Source organism: Achromobacter veterisilvae (genome assembly GCF_900496975.1).
Classification (GTDB): Bacteria; Pseudomonadota; Gammaproteobacteria; order Burkholderiales; family Burkholderiaceae_B; genus Achromobacter; species Achromobacter veterisilvae.
Genome location: NZ_UFQC01000016.1, coordinates 25,709 through 43,800, shown reverse-complemented (window position 1 = coordinate 43,800; position 18,092 = coordinate 25,709). Strand labels below are relative to the sequence as shown.

Genomic DNA, 18,092 nt, shown 5'->3' with positions numbered 1-18,092 from the left:
ACCATGCAGATGAACCCGAGATTGTCCGGCCTGCGTTGCATCCGCTGCGACAGCCTGTGGCCCCCGGCCGACTACCCCGAAGGCTGCCCCAGTTGCCTGGAGGCCGGCCACCCCGCTTCCCTGGAATGCCGCTACGAGCCGTTCGCGGACCTGGCCATGCCGATGCCCGTGCTGGATCCCGTCACGCTGGGCGAGGGCGCCACGCCCTGCCTCGCCGCGCCGGCGCTGGCGCAGGCCGAAGGCGTCGGCCGGCTGTGGCTCAAGTGCGAAAGCGCCAATCCCACGGGCAGCCACAAGGACCGCATGGCGGCCCAACTGGTGTCGCGCGCCCGCCTGGCGGGGGCCACGCGCGTAGCCGCGGCTTCCAGCGGCAACGCGGGCGTATCGCTGGCCGCCTATTGCGCGGCGGCGCGCCTGGAAGCCGACATCGCCATCACCCGCGACTGCCCGCCCTTGCAGCGCGAAGCCATGGAGCGTTTCGGCGCCCGGCTCCGCGCCTTCGAGGACAGCCTGAGCCGCTGGCCCTACGTCGCGGACCTGTGCCGCAACCACGGCGCGTTCGCCGGCACCAATTATCTGAATCCGCCGGTGGGCACGCATGCCTACGGCGTGGAAGGCTACAAACCCATCGCCCAGGAGATTTTCGACGCCTGCGGCGTTCCGACCGACATCGTGGTGCCGGTGGCGCGCGGCGACCTGTTCTGGGGCATCTTCCTGGGCTGGCGGCACCTGCTGCAGACCGGGCGCATCGACCGCCTGCCCCGGATGCACGCGGTGGAGCCCTATGCCCGCCTGTCGCGCGCCCGCGCCTCGGGCGACGCGCGCAAGAACTGGGAAGGCGTGACGGAGCAGTATTCGATCGCGGGCAGCACGTGCACGCTGCAATCGCTGGAAGTGCTGTCGCGCTCGGGCGGCTCGTCCGTGGAAATCTCCGACGCGGCCGCCGCGCAGGCTCGGCAGCGGCTGGAACGGATGGGGTTCGCCGCCGAACTCTCCTCCGCCGCGGCGCTGGCCGCCGTGTCCCCGCTCAGCCGCTCGGGCCTGCTGGATGCGGAATCGTCCGTCGTGCTGCTGTTGACCTCGGATGGGCGCCGCGGCTAGCGGCCGCGCCGCCCGCTAGACGCCGAAGCTGTCCACGAGCGGCGCCAGCGCGCCCCGCAGGCAGGTGGCCCAGTACTTCCCCGCCTCGGACAAGGGGCGGCTGCCGTGCAGGATCATGTGGCATTCGAAATGCACGGGCGCCGCCAGCGGGCGGTAGCACAGCCCCGCCGCCTCCATGCCGACCGCCGTCGCCGGGTTGGCGATACCGACCCCGTGGCCCGCCAGCGCCAACTGGCACACCGTGCTGGAATACGGCGTCTCGATGGCCACCTTCAGGTGCTGCCCCGCCTGCGCCAGCAGGGCGTCCAGGCGTTTGCGCGAACCGTCCTCGGCATTCAGCGCGATCACGTCGACGCCGGCCAGGTGCGGGAACTCCACGCGTTCCAGGCGCGCCAGCGGATGTCCCTTGGGAAAGACGGCCACCGCCCGCAGGCTGGCCAGCCGGTGGCCCCGCAGTCCTTCCAGTTCCGACTCGTCCGCGACCGCGGCCAGGTCCAGTTCGCCCGACACCACCATGTCGCGCAAGGTGTTGGAATCCCGGATCTGCAAATACAGCGCGGTGTCGGGATAGCGCGAGCGGAAGCGGGAAATGGCGTCGCTGACGACCGCGCCGCTATAGGCGTGGATGCAGCCGATGCGCAGCCGCGGCTGCGCGGCGCCGCGGATCGCCCGGATCTTGCGCCCCAGGGTTTCCAGGCCGACGTTCAGGCGGCGGATTTCCTCGTACAGCAGCGTCGCCTCGGGCGTGCGCTGCATGCGCTGGCGCACTCGCTCGAACAGGCGCAGTTCGATGCTGGCTTCCAGCGCGGCCAGGGTCGCGCTGACGGTCGCCGGCGACACGTCCAGCCGCCTGGCGGCGGCCGTGACGCTTTCCGTCTCGTAGACGGTGCGGAAGGTCTCGACCTGCTTGAGCGTGAAAGTCATGGCCGGGACACGATGCGCTCAAATGCGCTGCAGGTCCAGCAGCACGCGCCGGGTCGACAGCGGCCGGCCGGCCAGGATTTCGGCCAGGCGCTCGCGCAGGTCGCGGCGCAAGGCGGGTTCGATCGCCGGGTCGTCGAAATCGGGCGGCGCTTCGTCCACGCCATAGCCGGTCTCGCGCAGCAGCGTCCATTCGAAGCGGCGCAGCGCGCCGGCGGCTCGGGTGCCGCCCGACAACTGCTGCAGGGCGGTGTCGTAGGCGTCGAACAGCAGCGGATGGGCGTCTTCGCGCGGCAGCAGCCGGAGCAGCAGTTCGTTCATGTACCAGGCCGACATCAGCGCGGTGCCGGTCAGCGGCCGGATGCCGGCGATCTCGGCGCGCGTCAGCGTCTTGACTTCGCCATTGCCGGTCCAGGACAGCAGCAGGGGCTGGAACGCGGACAGCACCGGACGCAGCACGGAGTACGGGCGCTTCGCGCCCTTGGCGACCATGGCCACACAGCCGTGCTCGCGCGAGAAAGTCTGAACGATGAGGGAAGTCTCGCGCCACGCGGTGGCGTGCAGCATATATCCCGGGCGATCCTGGACGCGAGGCGCCCGTCTACTCATAGCCCAGGTCGCGCAGCGCACCCTCGCGGTCGGACCAGCCCTTGCGCACCTTGATGTAGACCTCCAGGTGCACCGGCTTGTCCAGCAGCTTGGCGATGTCCTGCCGCGCCTCCGTCGCGATGCGCTTCATGTGCATGCCGCCCGTGCCCAGCAGGATCGGCTTGTGGCTGTCGCGTTCGACCACCACGCAGGCGTTGATGCTCGCGCCCTTGCTGGTCTCTTCCCATTGTTCGATGACCACGGTACAGCCATAGGGCAGCTCGTCGCCCACCAGGCGGAAGATCTTCTCGCGCACCAGTTCGGCCGCGATGAAGCGCATGGGGCGGTCGGTCAGCGTGTCCTCTTCGAACATCGCCTCGCCTTCCGGCAGGCGGGACGCGATTTCCTCCAGCAACTGGTCCAGTTGCTGGTTCTTGGTGGCGCTGACCGGCACCACGGCGCCGAACGGATGCAGCGCCATGATCTTCGACACGAACGCGAACAGGTCGTCGCGGTTCTTCAGCGCGTCGATCTTGGAGACGACCAGGATCGTGCGCTCCGGCGAAGGCAGCAGCGGCAGCAGCTTGGCGTCGCCTTCGGACCACTTGCCTGCTTCCACCACGTGCACGACCACGTCCACGTCGGCCAGGGCCTGCGTGACCACGCGGTTCATCATGCGGTTCATGGCGCCGCCGTGGCGTGTCTGGAAACCGGGGGTGTCGACGAAGACGAATTGCTCGTGTTCGCGCGTCAGCACACCATGGATGCGGTGGCGCGTGGTCTGCGCCTTGCGCGACACGATGGAAATCTTGGAACCGATCAGGGCGTTGGTCAGCGTGGACTTGCCCACGTTGGGACGGCCGACGATGGCAACGAAGCCGGTACGGAAAGGGGTATCGCTCATTTAGTCTCTTGAGCCACTGCCACGGGCAGCGACAATTGCGCGGTTTTGCGCGCCTTGCCCGACTTGCGGGCAGCCTTGGCGGCCGGGCTGACGGCCAACGCGGCCTCCAGCGCCAGCTTGGCCGCCGATTGCTCGGCGGCGCGGCGGCTGGCGCCAGGCGCCGTCACCTTGATTTCGAGCGCCGGGATGGCGCATTCGACTTCGAACTGCTGGCTGTGGGCCGCGCCGTGCGTGGCCACCACCGTATACAGCGGCAGCGCCAGCTTGCGGCCCTGCAGGAATTCCTGCAGCAAGGTCTTGGCGTCCTTGCCGAGGGTCTTGGGATCCACGGACGCCAGCACCGGCTGGTACTGGCGCACGATCACGCGGCGGGCGGCATCGAAACCGGCGTCCAGGAAAACGGCGCCGAACAGCGCCTCGACCGTGTCCGCCAGGATGGAGGGGCGGCGGAAACCGCCGCTCTTCAATTCGCCTTCGCCCAGGCGCAGGTATTGCGACAATTCCAGCCGCTGGGCGATATCCGCCAGCGAAGCCTGCTTGACCAGATTGGCCCGCAGGCGCGACAGGTCGCCTTCGTCGATCTTGGAATAGCGCTCGAACAGCATCGCCGCGACGACGAAGTTCAGCACGGAATCCCCCAGGAATTCCAATCGCTCGTTGTGGCGCGCACCGTGACTGCGATGCGTCAGCGCCTGTTCAAGCAAGGCCGGATCACCGAAGTGGTGCTCCAGGCGGTTTTCTAGCGTGGCTAGCGACATAATCAGTTGAACCGGCCAATGCGGCTGAGATCGCTGAAATTCATCCAGATGAAGAATGCGCGCCCGACGATATTGGATTCCGGAACGAAGCCCCAGTATCGGCTGTCCGCGCTGTTGTCCCGATTATCGCCCATTGCGAAAAATTGGCCTTCGGGTACTTTGCAGCGTACCCCATTGCGGCTGTATTGGCAGTTTTGGCGGTTGGGAAATTGCCACATCGGCGCGTATTCCTGGGGTTTACCCTCATCCAGCAATATCTTGTGCTCAACGTCGCCCAATTTCTCCTTATATTGCGCAATATAAGAAACACGATCGGGTTCGAAATAGTCCCCGTCGCGCACATGCGGCACCAATTCGCCGTTGATGTACAGCTTTTTGTCCAGGTAGGCGATCTCGTCGCCCGGCAGGCCCACGACGCGCTTGATGTAGTCGACGTCCGGATCCACGGGGTAGCGGAACACGAAGACGTCGCCGCGCTGGGGCTTGCCCACCTCGATGACCTTCTTGTCGATGACCGGCAGGCGCAAGCCGTAGCTGAACTTGTTCACCAGGATCAGGTCGCCCGATTGCAGCGTCGGCAGCATCGAGCCCGACGGGATGCGGAACGGCTCCACCACGAACGAACGCAGCACGAACACGAACAGGATGACGGGAAAGAAGCTGACCGCGTATTCGACCCACCAGGGCATGCGGCGCGCGGCGTCGCCCGCCTCGCGGCGCAGCCGTTCGGCTTCCTGGGCGTCTCCGACCAGGGCCGCATCGTATTGCGCCATCGCCGCCTGGGCCCGGCGCTCCCGGCCTCGGCGCAGCACTGCCAGATCGAGCACCCAGATAATGCCGGTCAACACCAGCAACACAAACAGGATCAGGGCAAAGTTCCAACTCATCAGCTAACCGCCTTCTTTTGGTTCTATTTGTCTTCCACTTGCAGGATGGCCAGGAACGCCTCCTGCGGGATTTCCACGCTACCCACCTGCTTCATGCGCTTCTTGCCGGCCTTCTGCTTTTCAAGCAGCTTCTTCTTGCGCGAGATATCGCCGCCGTAGCACTTGGCCAGCACGTTCTTGCGCAGCGCCTTCACGTTTTCGCGCGCGATGATCTCCGCGCCGATGGCGGCCTGGATGACCACGTCGAACATCTGGCGCGGAATCAGGCCGCGCATGCGCGTGACCACGTCGCGGGCGCGATGGCGCGCATTGCTGCGGTGGACGATCACGGCCAGCGCGTCGACGCGGTCGTTGTTGATCAGCAGGTCCACGCGCACCACGTCGGCGGAGCGGTATTCCAGGAACTCGTAGTCCATGGACGCGTAGCCGCGCGAGACCGACTTCAGCTTATCGAAGAAGTCCAGCACGATCTCGGCCAGCGGGATCTCGTACACCAGGTGGACCTGGCGGCCGTGGTAGCTCATGTTGACCTGGACGCCGCGCTTGTTGTTGCACAGTGTCATGACCGGGCCCACGTAGTCCTGCGGCATGAACAGCGTGACCTTCACGATGGGCTCGCGGATGTCGGCGATCTTGCCCACTTCCGGCATGCGCGACGGGCTTTCCACCGTGATCACGGAGCCGTCGCGCTGCTCGACCTCGTACACCACCGACGGCGCCGTCGTGATGATGTCCATGTCGAACTCGCGCTCCAGGCGCTCCTGCACGATTTCCATGTGCAGCAGCCCCAGGAAGCCGCAACGGAAGCCGAAGCCCAGGGCCTGCGAGACTTCGGGCTCGAACATCAGCGCCGAATCGTTCAGCTTGAGCTTGTCGAGCGAATCGCGCAGTTGGTCGTATTCCGAGCTTTCCACTGGATACAGGCCGGCGAACACCTGCGGCTTGACTTCCTTGAAGCCGGGCAGCGGCGAGGCGGCCGGCTTGTTGGCCAGCGTGACCGTGTCGCCCACCTTGGCGTCTTCCAGTTGCTTGATGCCGGCGATGATGAAGCCCACCTCGCCCGCCGACAGGTGCGGGCGCTGCTGCGACTTCGGCGTGAACACGCCGGTCTGCTCGCACAGGTGGGTGGCGCCAGAGGCCATCAGCAGGATCTTGTCCTTGGGCTTGAGCACGCCGTTGATGATGCGCACCAGCATCACCACGCCCACGTAGTTGTCGAACCACGAATCGATGATCAACGCCTGCAGCGGCGCCTCCGGATCGCCCTTGGGAGGCGGCACGCGGGCAACGACCATTTCCAGGATCTCGTCGATGCCCATGCCGGTCTTGGCGCTGGCCAGCACCGCCTGCGACGCGTCGATGCCGATCACGTCCTCGACTTCCTGGCGCGCGCCTTCGGGGTCGGCTTGCGGCAGGTCCATCTTGTTCAGCACCGGCAGCACTTCCACGCCCAGTTCGATGGCGGTATAGCAGTTGGCCACGGTCTGGGCTTCGACGCCTTGCGAGGCGTCGACCACCAGCAGCGCGCCTTCGCACGCCGACAGGGAACGGCTGACTTCATACGAGAAGTCCACGTGCCCCGGGGTATCGATCAGGTTCAGATTGTAGACCTTGCCATCCTGCGCCTTGTAGTGCAGGGCGGCCGTCTGCGCCTTGATGGTGATGCCGCGCTCGCGCTCGATTTCCATCGAGTCGAGGACCTGCGCCGACATTTCGCGGTCCGCCAATCCCCCGCAGCGCTGGATCAGGCGATCGGCCAGGGTCGATTTGCCGTGATCGATGTGGGCAATGATGGAGAAGTTGCGGATATGCTGCATGCTTGAAATTATAAGGGGACGGAACACTCGGCACAGGGCCGGAAGACACCGCCGCCGGAGTACGCACGGCTGACGTGAGGGGTGCCTGTGGGCATAGCCCGGGCAAAACGAGGGGGCGCCATGCGCCCCCTCTTGCGGCAATCAGGCATTTTAGCCGTTCTTGGGCCTTTTTTGCCGTTGGGCCGCTCCAAGGCAAAAAACAGGCTCCCTCCCTCTTGCCGAAGGAGGGGCCGCACGCGCATCACTTCGACGCCGGCACCGCCACCCATTGCGTCTGGTCGCCGCGGCGGACCAGCAGGCCCGCGGCCCGTCCCTTGTCCAGCTTGGAGACGAGTTCGCCGAATTGCTTGGCGCCGGTGACGTCGGTGTCGTTCAGGGCCAGCACGATGTCGCCTTCCTGCAACCCCGCCTTGGCGGCCGCGCCTTCGGCGACCTTCACCTGGACGCCGCCCTTGATGCGCAGCTTCTTCTGCACGTCGGCGGGCACGTCGGCCACGCCCAGGCCCAGCGCATTGGTGGCCTCGGGCGCGGGCGCGGCGCCCGGCTTGCCCGCGGCGGGCGTCTTCTCGGTCGGGATCTCCCCGACCTTGACGCTCAGCGTCAGGGTCTTGCCCTTGCGCCACACCTGCATGTCGGCGCGGGTGCCCGGCTTGGTTTCGCCCACGATGCGCGGCAGGTCGGACCAGCGCTTGATCGGTTCATTGTTGAACTTCAGGATCACGTCGCCCGGCTGCACGCCCGCCTGCTCGGCGGGGCCTTCGGCTTCCACGCTGCTCACCAGCGCGCCCTCGGCCTTGGGCAGGCCGATGGCTTCGGCCACGTCCTTGCCCACTTCGCCGATCTGCACGCCGACGCGGCCGCGCGTGACCTTGCCCGTGGCGCGCAACTGGTCCACGACCCGCATGGCCTCGTCGATCGGGATAGCCAGCGAAATGCCCATGAAGCCGCCGCTGCGCGAAATGATCTGGGAATTGATGCCCACCACTTCGCCGTCCAGGTTGATCAGCGGACCGCCCGAATTGCCGGGGTTGACCGCCACGTCGGTCTGGATGAACGGCAGGTATTCGCCGGTATCGCGGCCGATGGCGCTGACGATGCCCGACGTTACGGTGGAGTCCAGGCCGAACGGCGAACCGATGGCCAGCACCCACTGGCCCTTCTTGAGCTTCTTGGGGTCGCCGATGACCAGCGGGGTCATGTCCTTGGCTTCGATCTTGATCAGCGCCACGTCGGTGCGTTCGTCCGTGCCGATCACCTTGGCCTTGAACTCGCGGCCGTCGGTCAGGGTGACGTAGATGTCCGTCGCGTCCACGACCACGTGGTTGTTGGTCAGGATGTAGCCGTCTTCGGAGATGAAGAAGCCCGAGCCCACGCCGCGCGGCACGGTGCGCTCTTCGGGCTGGGGCTGCGGACGCTGGCGCGGCGTCGGCGCGCCGCCACCGCCGCCCGGGGGCTGGAATTCGGGGCCGAAGAACCAGCGGAACAGTTCGTACGGGTCATTGCCGCCGCCGGGCCCCATCCCGCGCACCGGCACGGTCGCCGTGGTGCGGATGTTCACGACCGCGGGGTCGGCCTTTTCGACGATGCTCGTGAAATCGGGCAGCATCACTCCGGGCGACTCGGCGTGGGCCGCCGGCGCCTGGGCGACGGCCATCGTCACGCCCAGCGCCGCCGCCGCCAGAAAGCGCCGGAAAAACGCGTTCGACACTGTCATTGCTTTCATAGACTTACTCCGAAATTGCTGCGCGCCGCGCCTGGCGATCACTTGGACCCGGCGGCAGGCACGTATTCTGTGGACTCGGCAAGCTGTTCCAGCGTGGCCACGGGCACTTCGCCCACGGCGGTCAGCCAGAAATCCGCGATGCGCGTGCCATAGACGGTAATGGAACCCCGTTGCGCGGCGCCATGCGGCGGACGGTGGCCGCGCTGGCTGTCGTAGGGTTCGATGAACACGGAAATGGCCGCCAGCCCGTCGGACAGCACCATCTGGCTGACCGTGGCGCCGCGCCCCATGGACCGGGCCACCTGCATGACCGTCTTGAAGCCCTTGGGGGCCGGAATGCGCCAGCCCTGGGCGGCGAGGTCCACCGGCTTCATGGAGGGTTCGAGCACCTTCCAGTCGCGCGTGCTCCAGCGCGAGGTCAGGAGCTGGGGATCGACTTCCGGGCCCAGGCGCAGCGAGGTGAACGATACCTGTTCCACCACGCCGCGCGCGGCGTTCAGGGTCTGGGCCTTGAGCAGCAGATTGGTTTCGACGTCCGCGCACAGCCGGTAGCCGTAGCGCAGCTTGTCCAGCGGTTCTATCGTGATCAGGCGGCATTCCCGGCCGGCGACGCGATGCAGGGCGGGTTCGGCGCGGATCTTGTAGTTTTCGGGCAGATTGGCCGCGTCTCCGAGCAGCAGCCCGGGAAAGCGGTCGCCCCGGCGGCGCTCGATCAGCACCGTCTTGCGCTCGGGGATCAGGCACTGCACGTCGTCGTTGTGGCGCAGGTATTCGCGGGGCTGGCCGTCGAGGATCTCCAGGCGCTCGCGCTCGCCGGTGCCGTCCAGGACGTGCACCAGGCGCGAGGATTGGATCGTCTCGCCTTGCTGATACATGAAGACGCCCGCGTAGTCCTGCTTGCGCGCCGCCTGCTGGATGCGGGTCAGCAACTGGACCACGTCATCGGCGGCGGGCGCCGCGTCGGCGGCTCGCGCCGGTTCGTGCGCCGCCAGGAAAGCGGCCAGGAGCGTTGCGGCAAACCAGCCGGCGCGATGGGCCTGCAGCGTAGCGGCGCGTCCCAGACCCAGTACCGGCCAGCGTGATGGAAGCACAAGCGCCATCAACGCCCCGCTCCCATGTCGAACGACACCTGCCGGACGGCGCTGGGGCCGGCCATCTGGCGGTGGGCCTCCAGGTAGTCGCGCAAGCCCGAATCGTCCGCGGCGGACGCCGATGCCGGCGAGCTGGCGTCGGCCAGCACGCGCACTTCCCCGCCCGGCTCGCCGGTCAGATAGGGCTGCGCCACCCAGGCGACGGTAGCCACCGCGGCGGCCACGGCCAGGCCGGACAGGCCCAGGCGCAAAGGCGAACGGCGCCGAGGCGCCGCAACGATGGGCAATTCCGCATCCAGGGCCCGTGCCAGCCGCGACTGGAAAGCCGCGCTGGGGGTCAGCGCCAGATCGGCGTTGCGCAGGGAATCACCGATCAAGTGATAGGTGTCCCAGGTCTGGCGTCCCTCTCGGGACAACAAGCCGGGAAAAATATCGTCGGATTCCTCTCCGTCCATCCAGGCGGAGACCGACTCCTCCCAGGAGGACTCGGAGATCACGACGGATTTGGCTGCTGTTTGCATGACTGCCACTCCTTACCAGCGACGCTCGGCATCGGTGCCTAGCAATGGGCGCAATTTGGTGGCGATGGCTTCACGCGCACGAAAAATGCGGGAACGCACCGTACCTATCGGGCAATCCATGCTCTGGGCGATGTCTTCGTAACTCATACCTTCGATTTCACGCAGGACGATTGCGGTGCGCAATTCTTCAGGCAATTCCTCGATAGCCGCGTTCACCGTCTCGGCGATTTCGCGGCTGGCGACCATGGATTCCGGCGTGCTTATATCGGTTAGGTTGTCGGTTTCGTTAAAAGTTTCACCGTCTTCCGTTTCTATCGCGTTGGGCGCGCTGGGGCGCCGGCCCTGGGAGGCCAGCCAGTTCCGCGCCGTATTGATGGCGATACGATACAGCCAAGTGTAGAAGGCGCTCTCCCCCCGGAACTGGGGCAAGGCGCGATAGGCCTTGATGAACGCTTCCTGGGCCACGTCCTCGATTTCGGCGGGGTCGCGGATCATCCGGGCCAGCAGACGGAGAATCTTGCGCTGGTACTTGAGCACCAGCAGGTCGAATGCCTTCTTGTCGCCTCGCTGAACGCGCGCGACAAGCTCGGCGTCGACTTCGCGCTCGCTCATGAGGCCTCCCGCGGGCCGGCCGCCGGCCGCGCGCGCCGCGCCGTGCCCGTCAGCAGGCAAAGGCGCCGCCAGGACTCGGGTCGCAACGTCCGCTGCCAGACGGTGAGAGTGATTTTGCTAGGGGTAAAGGCCGTACTCCCGGTGGGCAAGGGCTGCAAAGTGAGCGTAAGCCAGCGGGGGCCGCGCTGCCGGTCCAGGAGACTTGCGTCCTGCCAGCCTTGCGGCAGCCGCAACTGCCAGCGCCCTGCCCCGGCCGCCGTACGCAGCGCCGATACCGGGGACGGGCCGCTCCGTGCCGAGTGTAACAGCCCTGCCAACGCAAGCAGGAGCGCGACCGCCGCGCCCGCCGCCCAGGGCAGGCCGTGCCAGGACGCGGCCGTCAGCGCGCTGCCCGCGGCCGAGGCCAGCGCCAGGGCGTAAATCACCTTGGCGCCCCTCGGATGCGAGACAGGCACGCGGAACGACCAGCGCCCCCCGACCGGGTCTTCCAAATCAGACCCGGCGAACGGCCATGGAGCCGTTGGTGCCGCCGAAGCCGAACGAGTTGGACAGGCCCACGTCGATCTTCATCTGCCGCGCTTCGTTGGCGCAGTAATCCAGATCGCATTCGGGATCTTGATTGAAGATGTTGATCGTCGGAGGCGAGACCTGGTTGTACACGGCCAGGGTGGTGAACACCGCCTCGATGCCGCCGGCCGCGCCGAGCAGGTGCCCGGTCATGGACTTGGTCGAGTTGACCACCAGCTTCTTGGCGTGGTCGCCGAAGGCCAGCTTCAGCGCGTCGGTCTCGTTCTTGTCGCCCAGGGGCGTCGAGGTACCGTGGGCGTTGACGTACTGGATGTCTTCCGCGTTCAGGCCGCCATTGCGCAGCGCGTTCAGAACGCCGCGGCGCGGGCCGTCCTTGTCGGGGGCCGTGATGTGGTGCGCGTCGGAGCTCATGCCGTAGCCTGCAAGCTCGCCGTAGATGCGCGCGCCGCGCTTCTTGGCGTGTTCGTACTCTTCCAGCACCAGCACGCCCGCGCCTTCGCCCAGCACGAAACCGTCGCGGTCGCGGTCCCAGGGACGCGAAGCCGTCTCGGGATCGTCGTTGCGGGTCGACAGGGCGCGCATGGCGGCAAAGCCGCCGATACCCAGCGGCGACACGGTCGACTCGGCGCCGCCGGCCACCATGACGTCGGCATCGCCGTACTCGATCAGGCGCGCGGCATCGCCGATGCAATGCAGGCCGGTGGTGCAAGCCGACACGACCGCGTAGCTCGGACCCTTCATGCCATACGCGATGGACAAATGGCCGGAGATCAGGTTGATCAGCGAACCCGGCACGAAGAACGGCGAAATGCGGCGCGGACCCTTGGCCAGGTATTCGACCTGGGTCTCCTCGATGCGCGGCAGGCCGCCGATGCCGGAACCCACGATCACGCCGATGCGTTCGGCGTTGGCTTCGGTGACTTCCAGGCCGCTATCGCGCCATGCCTGCATTCCGGCAGCCAGGCCGTAATGGATGAACGTATCCATCTGGCGGGCTTCCTTGGCCGAAATATAGGTGCTGATGTCGAAGTCTTTGACTTCGCCGGCGATATGCGTGGTGATGGCCGAGGGATCGAAACGGGTGATGCGGCTGATGCCAGAACGTCCGTTGACGATATTGTCCCAAGCGGTGGTCAGGTCGTTCCCCACGGGAGAAACGATACCCAGGCCGGTGATGACGACACGTCGCTTCACGGATGACTCCTCAAACAGACAAAAGAAAGGCGGTTTTCGGGATGCGCTGCACGTGCGGCCCACGCAAAAGCGGGTCGGGCTTTACCACGCCCTTCCCGCATGCGGACCACACGGCAAATTCCTGAAACCGCCCCGATTTTCCGGCAGGCTCCGAAGTCCGTCCTCGGGCCACCGGAAGGGTATAGGCCTAGCTTACTGCTTGCCGTGCGAATTGATGTAGTCAATCGCTTGTTGCACGGTCGTGATCTTTTCGGCCTCTTCGTCGGGGATCTCGGTCTCGAATTCGTCTTCGAGCGCCATGACCAGTTCGACCATGTCGAGCGAATCGGCACCGAGGTCGTCAAGGAAGGAGGATTCGTTCTTGATCTCGGCTTCGTTGACGCCAAGTTGTTCAGCGACGATCTTCTTGACGCGCTGTTCGATGCTTTCCATGCAGATCTCCAATTGGGAAAAATCCCGCGAATTATAGCCAAGCGCGGAGTATTGCGACGCCTGGCCGTGACAAAAATAACACTGCGCACTTGATCTGTCGCCCGAAATGGCGCAGGAAACCCGTGTGCAGCGTTTCCGGTTGAACCGCGCATTGCCCCGCCCATCATCCGGCGGCGGCGCGGCGGCCGGGGCCGCCTTCGCGCGATTCGTGATTTATTGCATGTACATCCCGCCGTTGACGTGCAGGGTGGTGCCGGTAATGTAACCCGCCTGCGGCCCGGACAAAAAGGCCACCGCGTGCGCGATGTCCGCCGGCGAACCGAGGCGGCCCAGCGGAATCTGCTGCAACAATGCGGCGGTCTGGGTTTCGCCCAGGGCGCGCGTCATGTCCGTGTCGATGAAACCGGGGGCCACGCAATTCACGGTGATGTTGCGGCTGCCCAGTTCGCGGGCCAGCGCGCGCGCCATGCCGGCCACGCCGGCCTTGGCGGCCGCGTAATTGGCCTGGCCGGGGTTGCCGCTGGAGCCCACCACCGAGGTGACGTTGATGATGCGTCCCCAACGGGCCTTCATCATGCTGCGCAACACCGCGCGCGACAGGCGGAACACCGACGCCAGGTTGGTGTCGATGACGGCCGACCAGTCTTCGTCCTTCATGCGCATCGCCAGCGTATCACGCGTGATGCCGGCGTTATTGACGAGGATGTGCGGACCGCCGCCTTCCTTGCCCAGCGCGTCGATCAGGGCGTCGCAGGCCGCGGCGTCGGTCACGTCCAGCACCACGCCGCGGCCGCCGAACGGCGCCAGCGCTTCGGTGATGGCGGCCGCGCCCGATTCGGACGTGGCGGTGCCGACGACGGTGGCGCCGCGCGCCGCCAGTTCCTGGGCGATGGCGCGGCCGATGCCGCGCGTGGCGCCGGTCACCAGCGCGATCTTGCCCTGCAGTTCGATCGAGGTGTTGTCCATGTTCATTGGTTTCCGTTGACGGCGGCCAGCGCGGCTTCGAGCGAAGCCGGATCGGTGATGGCCATGCCCGTGAGTTCGGGATCGATGCGCTTGGTCAGACCGGCCAGCACCTTGCCGGGACCGCATTCGATGACGTGCGTGACGCCTTGTGCCTTCATCGCGCGCAGGGTTTCGACCCAGCGCACAGGATGCCATGCCTGGCGCACCAGCGCATCCCGGATTGCCCCAGGTTCGACCGGCGAGGCCACGTCCACGTTGTTGATGACCTGCACCTGCGGGGCCGACACCGCGACGCCGGCCAGCGCGCCGGCCAGCACCTCGGCGGCGGGCTTGAGCAGGCTGGAATGGAACGGCGCGGACACCGGCAGCAGCAGCGCGCGCTTGGCGCCGGCGGCCTTGGCCTGTTCGCAGGCGCGCTCGACGGCGGCCTTGTGGCCGGCGATCACGACCTGGGCCGGCGCATTGAAGTTCACGGCCTCGACCACTTCGCCCTGGGCGGCGGCGGCGCAGGCCGCGCGCACGGCGTCGTCGTCCAGGCCCAGGATGGCTGCCATTGCGCCGGTGCCGACCGGCACGGCGGCCTGCATGGCGTCGGCGCGCACGCGCACCAGGCGCACGGCGTCTTCAAGCGAGAGCGAGCCGGCCGCCGTCAGCGCGGCATATTCGCCCAGGCTGTGGCCCGCCACGACGTCCGGCTTGCGGCCGCCCGCGGCGCACCAGGCCGCGTACACCGCGGCGCCGGCCGTCAGCATCGCGGGCTGGGTGTTGGTGGTCAGGTTGAGTTGCTCCGCGGGGCCTTGCGCGATCAGCGCGCCCAGGTCCTGCCCCAGGGCCTGCGACGCCCGCGCCACGGTGTCCGCGACGGCGGCGACGCCGGACCAGGCGTCCAGCATGCCGACAGCTTGAGAACCTTGGCCAGGAAAGACAAAAGCGATTTTCATGGTTGACCGTATGGATTGATTCAGTGTCTGTGTGGAATGTCGGGCGCGTCATCCCGGCGGTTGCGGCGCGCGCCGCCTCCGGCCGGGCTCGCCCCTACATGCGGGCCAGGACCGAGCCCCAGGTGAATCCGCCGCCCACGCCCTGCATCAGGACCAGTTGGCCCGGCTTGACGCGGCCGTCGCGGCGCGCGACGTCCAGGGCCAGCGGCACGCTTGCCGCGGAGGTATTGGCGTGGCTGTCGACGGTGATGACGACTTTCTCGACCGGCACGGACAGCTTGCGCGCCAGGAAATTCAGGATGCGCACGTTGGCCTGGTGCGGGATCAGCCAATCGACTTCGCTGAGATCGACGCCGGCCTCGGCGCAGGTGTCGCGCGCGGAACGGTCCAGCACGGTGACGGCCTGCTTGAACACGGCCTGGCCGTCCATGCGCAAGAACGGGTCGCCGGTCACGTCGCCATAGGCCACGTTGCCCGCGGCGTTCAGGATCTTGCCCTGGCTGCCGTCGGCATGCAGTTGCGCGGCCAGGATGCCCGGCTTGTCGGAAGCCTTCAGCACCACGGCGCCCGCGCCGTCGCCGAACAGCACGCAGGTGCCGCGGTCGTTCCAGTCCAGGATGCGCGAAAAGACTTCGGCGCCGATGACCAGCGCGCAACGCGCGCGGCCGGCGCGGATGAAGCTGTCGGCGGTGGTCATCGCGTAAACGAAGCCGCTGCACACGGCCTGCACGTCGAAGGCCGCCGAGCCCTTGGCGCCCAGGTTGGCCTGCACGATGCAGGCGGTGCTCGGGAAGACGAAGTCCGGCGTCGAGGTGGCCAGGACGATCAGGTCGATCTCGGACGCGTCCACGCCCGCGTCGGCCAGCGCGCGGCGCGACGCCTCGGTGGCCAGTTGGCTGGTCGTGACGCCGCGTTCGGCCAAGTGGCGCTGCCGGATGCCAGTGCGCTCGACGATCCATTCGTCGGAGGTGGCGATGTCGCGCGTCGCCAGTTCCGCTGCCAGTTCGTCATTCGAAACCACGCGTTCCGGCAGGAAGCTGCCGGTGCCCGCGATCACGGAATATTTCATTGCGGTATCCATCAAGCGGTGTCCCCAGCCACGTTTTGCGGCGGCGCCGAAGGGACGTCGCCGGATTGAACGCGCTTGGTAATCTGAGCGACCGTCTGAGCGGTGCGCTCCAGCAGTTTACTCACTACGGCTTCGCGGGCACGCTGCAAGGCGAAACCGTAGGCGTAGACGTCGGCGGAGCCGTGGCTCTTGATGACCACGCCTCGCAGGCCCAGCAGCGCGGCGCCGTTGTAGCGCCGGTTGTCGACGCGGGTGCGCAGCCGGTTGAGCACCGGCCGGGCCACCGCGCCGGCGAGCAGCGTGATCAGATTGCGTTTGAACTCTTCGCGGATGACGCTGGAGAGCATCTTCGCCAGCCCCTCGACGGACTTGAGCACGACGTTGCCGACGAAACCGTCGCAGACGACGACGTCGACCGTGCCCTTGAAAATGTCGTTGCCTTCCACGTTGCCGTAGAAGTTGAGCGGGCTGTTGCGAAGCAGTTCGGCGGCTTCCTTGACGACTTCGTTGCCCTTGATGACTTCTTCGCCGATATTGAGCAGGCCCACGGAGGGACGCTCGCGATGGTCCACCGCCTGCGACAGCGCGGCGCCCATGATGGCGAATTGCAGAAGGTGCTCGGCCGTGCAGTCCACATTCGCGCCCAGGTCCAGCACCGTGGTGGCGCGGCCCGTCTGGTTCGGAATGGACGTGGCGATCGCCGGGCGGTCGATGCCGTCCAGCGTCTTGAGCACGTAGCGTGAAATGGCCATCCAGGCGCCGGTGTTGCCCGCGGAAACGCAGGCGTCGGCGCGCCCGTCCTTGACGGACTGGGCGGCCAGGCGCATGGAGGAGTCTTTTTTGCGGCGCAGGGCGACCTCGACCGGGTCGTCCATGGTGACGACTTCGGAAGCCGCCACGATTTCAAGGCGATCGCGCGCCACGCCGCGGTGCTCGGAGAGCGCCGCTTCGATGGCGTCGGGAAGCCCGACCAGCAATAGCCGGGTATCCGGAAATTGCCGGGCGAACTCGATCGCAGCCGGAATCGTGACGGGCAGACCGAAGTCTCCGCCCATACAGTCTATGGCGATGCGTATCACGGGTGCCAGGTATCAGCGCTCAGCCGAAATGGTCCGAGTACGAGTTCGGCCCGGGGGCCTTATTCGTCGGCCTTGGTCTTCAGGACCTTGCGGCCGCGGTAAAAGCCGTTGGGGCTGATGTGGTGGCGCAGATGCGCTTCGCCCGTGGTGGGCTCGATCGCGGTCGGCGGGTTCACCAGAAAATCGTGCGAACGGTGCATACCGCGCTTGGACGGGGACTTCTTGTTTTGTTGAACGGCCATGATGACTCCTAGAAACGGGGCGCATTGTACGCGATGCGGCCCGATGTTGATCTCAATCTTTGTGCTTCAGTTGTTCCAGCACCGCAAACGGCGACGGACGCTTGACAGCGGGCTCCTCGGGAGAAGCTTCGCCGGCATTGGCCTGCGCGCCCGGGCATACATCATGCTTGGGCACATACGGAACGCTCAGAATGAGCTCATCTTCGATCTGGGCCAGCAAATCGAAATGATGTGAACCCACCACCTTTTCAGGCAGGTTGGACACAAAACCTTTTCCTTCTTCGTCTTCGTCGTCCTCGTCGGACTGATCCCCGTAGGAAGTATCGTCGTCGAGATCGGCTTCGGACTTGACCAGTTGCAAAAGAACTTCACTATCGACCGGATACGCAAACGGCGCATTGCAACGCTGGCATACCACCACCGGATTCGCTTGCACATGGACATGCAGGAGCGGCCGGCCGAGCAACAAGCCAGACTTGCCCATTTCGCCGCGCACAGACCACGTCACAAGCCCGGCATCGCCCAGCGGCTGTTCGGGTAATCCGTCAACCGCGCGCGAAAGCCGCACAAGAGGTATGGTGCCATGCGCTTCCTTGCCCATATGGGCGAATGCGAATGCATCGATGCGCTTAATGATTCAGTCCTTTGCATTCACGGCTTCCTGCCTGGGCGGGCAACACACTTCCGTGCCGATGTCCCTGCAAAAATGCCGCAAAAC

At 66.4% G+C, this 18,092-nt stretch carries 19 protein-coding genes; 1 reads left to right on the top strand and 18 read right to left on the bottom strand.

The features are described from left to right. Positions 1-3 precede the first annotated feature (3 nt). Positions 4-1,101 carry a pyridoxal-phosphate dependent enzyme gene (locus tag AVE30378_RS16335; protein ID WP_129241919.1) on the top strand — a complete coding sequence of 366 codons (1,098 nt, stop codon included), beginning with the start codon at positions 4-6 and terminating at the stop codon, positions 1,099-1,101. A 15-nt stretch (positions 1,102-1,116) separates the two neighbouring features. Here AVE30378_RS16335 and AVE30378_RS16330 read toward each other — a convergent pair whose 3' ends face one another. The 18 genes from AVE30378_RS16330 to AVE30378_RS16240 form a co-directional block, all read right to left on the bottom strand. Next, positions 1,117-2,025 (bottom strand): LysR family transcriptional regulator, encoded by a 909-nt coding sequence (locus AVE30378_RS16330; protein WP_129241918.1) that lies wholly within the window; start codon positions 2,023-2,025, stop codon positions 1,117-1,119. 18 nt (positions 2,026-2,043) lie between these two features. Beyond that, positions 2,044-2,631 (bottom strand): DNA repair protein RecO, encoded by a 588-nt coding sequence (gene recO / locus AVE30378_RS16325; protein WP_129241917.1) that lies wholly within the window; start codon positions 2,629-2,631, stop codon positions 2,044-2,046. Then, entirely contained in the window at positions 2,624-3,514 is an 891-nt protein-coding gene (era, locus tag AVE30378_RS16320; protein WP_129241916.1) for a GTPase Era, read from the bottom strand. The genes recO and era overlap by 8 nt, the downstream gene beginning before the upstream one ends. Next, positions 3,511-4,272 (bottom strand): ribonuclease III, encoded by a 762-nt coding sequence (gene rnc, locus AVE30378_RS16315; protein ID WP_129241915.1) that lies wholly within the window; start codon positions 4,270-4,272, stop codon positions 3,511-3,513. Before rnc ends, era begins: the two co-directional genes overlap by 4 nt. Positions 4,273-4,274: 2 nt before the next feature. Further along, positions 4,275-5,159 (bottom strand): signal peptidase I, encoded by an 885-nt coding sequence (lepB, locus tag AVE30378_RS16310; RefSeq protein ID WP_129241914.1) that lies wholly within the window; start codon positions 5,157-5,159, stop codon positions 4,275-4,277. Positions 5,160-5,182: 23 nt separating this feature from the next. Further along, positions 5,183-6,976, bottom strand: coding sequence for a translation elongation factor 4 (gene lepA, locus AVE30378_RS16305; RefSeq protein WP_129241913.1), 1,794 nt, complete (start codon positions 6,974-6,976; stop codon positions 5,183-5,185). Positions 6,977-7,217: 241 nt separating this feature from the next. Continuing rightward, entirely contained in the window at positions 7,218-8,699 is a 1,482-nt protein-coding gene (locus tag AVE30378_RS16300) for a DegQ family serine endoprotease (protein WP_129241912.1), read from the bottom strand. Positions 8,700-8,737: 38 nt separating this feature from the next. Next, a complete protein-coding gene (locus AVE30378_RS16295) occupies positions 8,738-9,799 on the bottom strand; it encodes a MucB/RseB C-terminal domain-containing protein (protein WP_129241911.1) in 1,062 nt (353 codons plus the stop codon). Next, positions 9,799-10,311 (bottom strand): sigma-E factor negative regulatory protein, encoded by a 513-nt coding sequence (locus tag AVE30378_RS16290; RefSeq protein WP_129241910.1) that lies wholly within the window; start codon positions 10,309-10,311, stop codon positions 9,799-9,801. Before AVE30378_RS16290 ends, AVE30378_RS16295 begins: the two co-directional genes overlap by 1 nt. A gap of 12 nt (positions 10,312-10,323) precedes the next feature. Then, entirely contained in the window at positions 10,324-10,923 is a 600-nt protein-coding gene (rpoE, locus tag AVE30378_RS16285; RefSeq protein ID WP_006389292.1) for an RNA polymerase sigma factor RpoE, read from the bottom strand. A 492-nt stretch (positions 10,924-11,415) separates the two neighbouring features. Further along, the gene (fabF, locus tag AVE30378_RS16275) at positions 11,416-12,645 is read right to left on the bottom strand and encodes a beta-ketoacyl-ACP synthase II (protein WP_129241909.1); all 1,230 of its coding nucleotides are present in this window, start codon (positions 12,643-12,645) and stop codon (positions 11,416-11,418) included. A 192-nt stretch (positions 12,646-12,837) separates the two neighbouring features. Beyond that, a complete protein-coding gene (gene acpP / locus AVE30378_RS16270) occupies positions 12,838-13,077 on the bottom strand; it encodes an acyl carrier protein (protein ID WP_003813816.1) in 240 nt (79 codons plus the stop codon). A 213-nt stretch (positions 13,078-13,290) separates the two neighbouring features. Continuing rightward, positions 13,291-14,043, bottom strand: a complete 753-nt coding sequence (gene fabG, locus AVE30378_RS16265) for a 3-oxoacyl-ACP reductase FabG (RefSeq protein ID WP_129241908.1) — start codon at positions 14,041-14,043, stop codon at positions 13,291-13,293. A gap of 2 nt (positions 14,044-14,045) precedes the next feature. Then, entirely contained in the window at positions 14,046-14,984 is a 939-nt protein-coding gene (fabD, locus tag AVE30378_RS16260) for an ACP S-malonyltransferase (protein ID WP_129241907.1), read from the bottom strand. A gap of 94 nt (positions 14,985-15,078) precedes the next feature. After that, a complete protein-coding gene (locus AVE30378_RS16255; protein WP_129241997.1) occupies positions 15,079-16,065 on the bottom strand; it encodes a beta-ketoacyl-ACP synthase III in 987 nt (328 codons plus the stop codon). Beyond that, positions 16,065-17,132 carry a phosphate acyltransferase PlsX gene (gene plsX / locus AVE30378_RS16250; protein ID WP_129241906.1) on the bottom strand — a complete coding sequence of 356 codons (1,068 nt, stop codon included), beginning with the start codon at positions 17,130-17,132 and terminating at the stop codon, positions 16,065-16,067. Before plsX ends, AVE30378_RS16255 begins: the two co-directional genes overlap by 1 nt. Before the next feature lie 59 nt (positions 17,133-17,191). Then, positions 17,192-17,374, bottom strand: coding sequence for a 50S ribosomal protein L32 (gene rpmF / locus AVE30378_RS16245; RefSeq protein WP_043543314.1), 183 nt, complete (start codon positions 17,372-17,374; stop codon positions 17,192-17,194). A 52-nt stretch (positions 17,375-17,426) separates the two neighbouring features. Next, positions 17,427-17,975, bottom strand: coding sequence for a YceD family protein (locus AVE30378_RS16240; protein ID WP_129241905.1), 549 nt, complete (start codon positions 17,973-17,975; stop codon positions 17,427-17,429). Between the last annotated feature and the right edge of the window lie 117 nt (positions 17,976-18,092).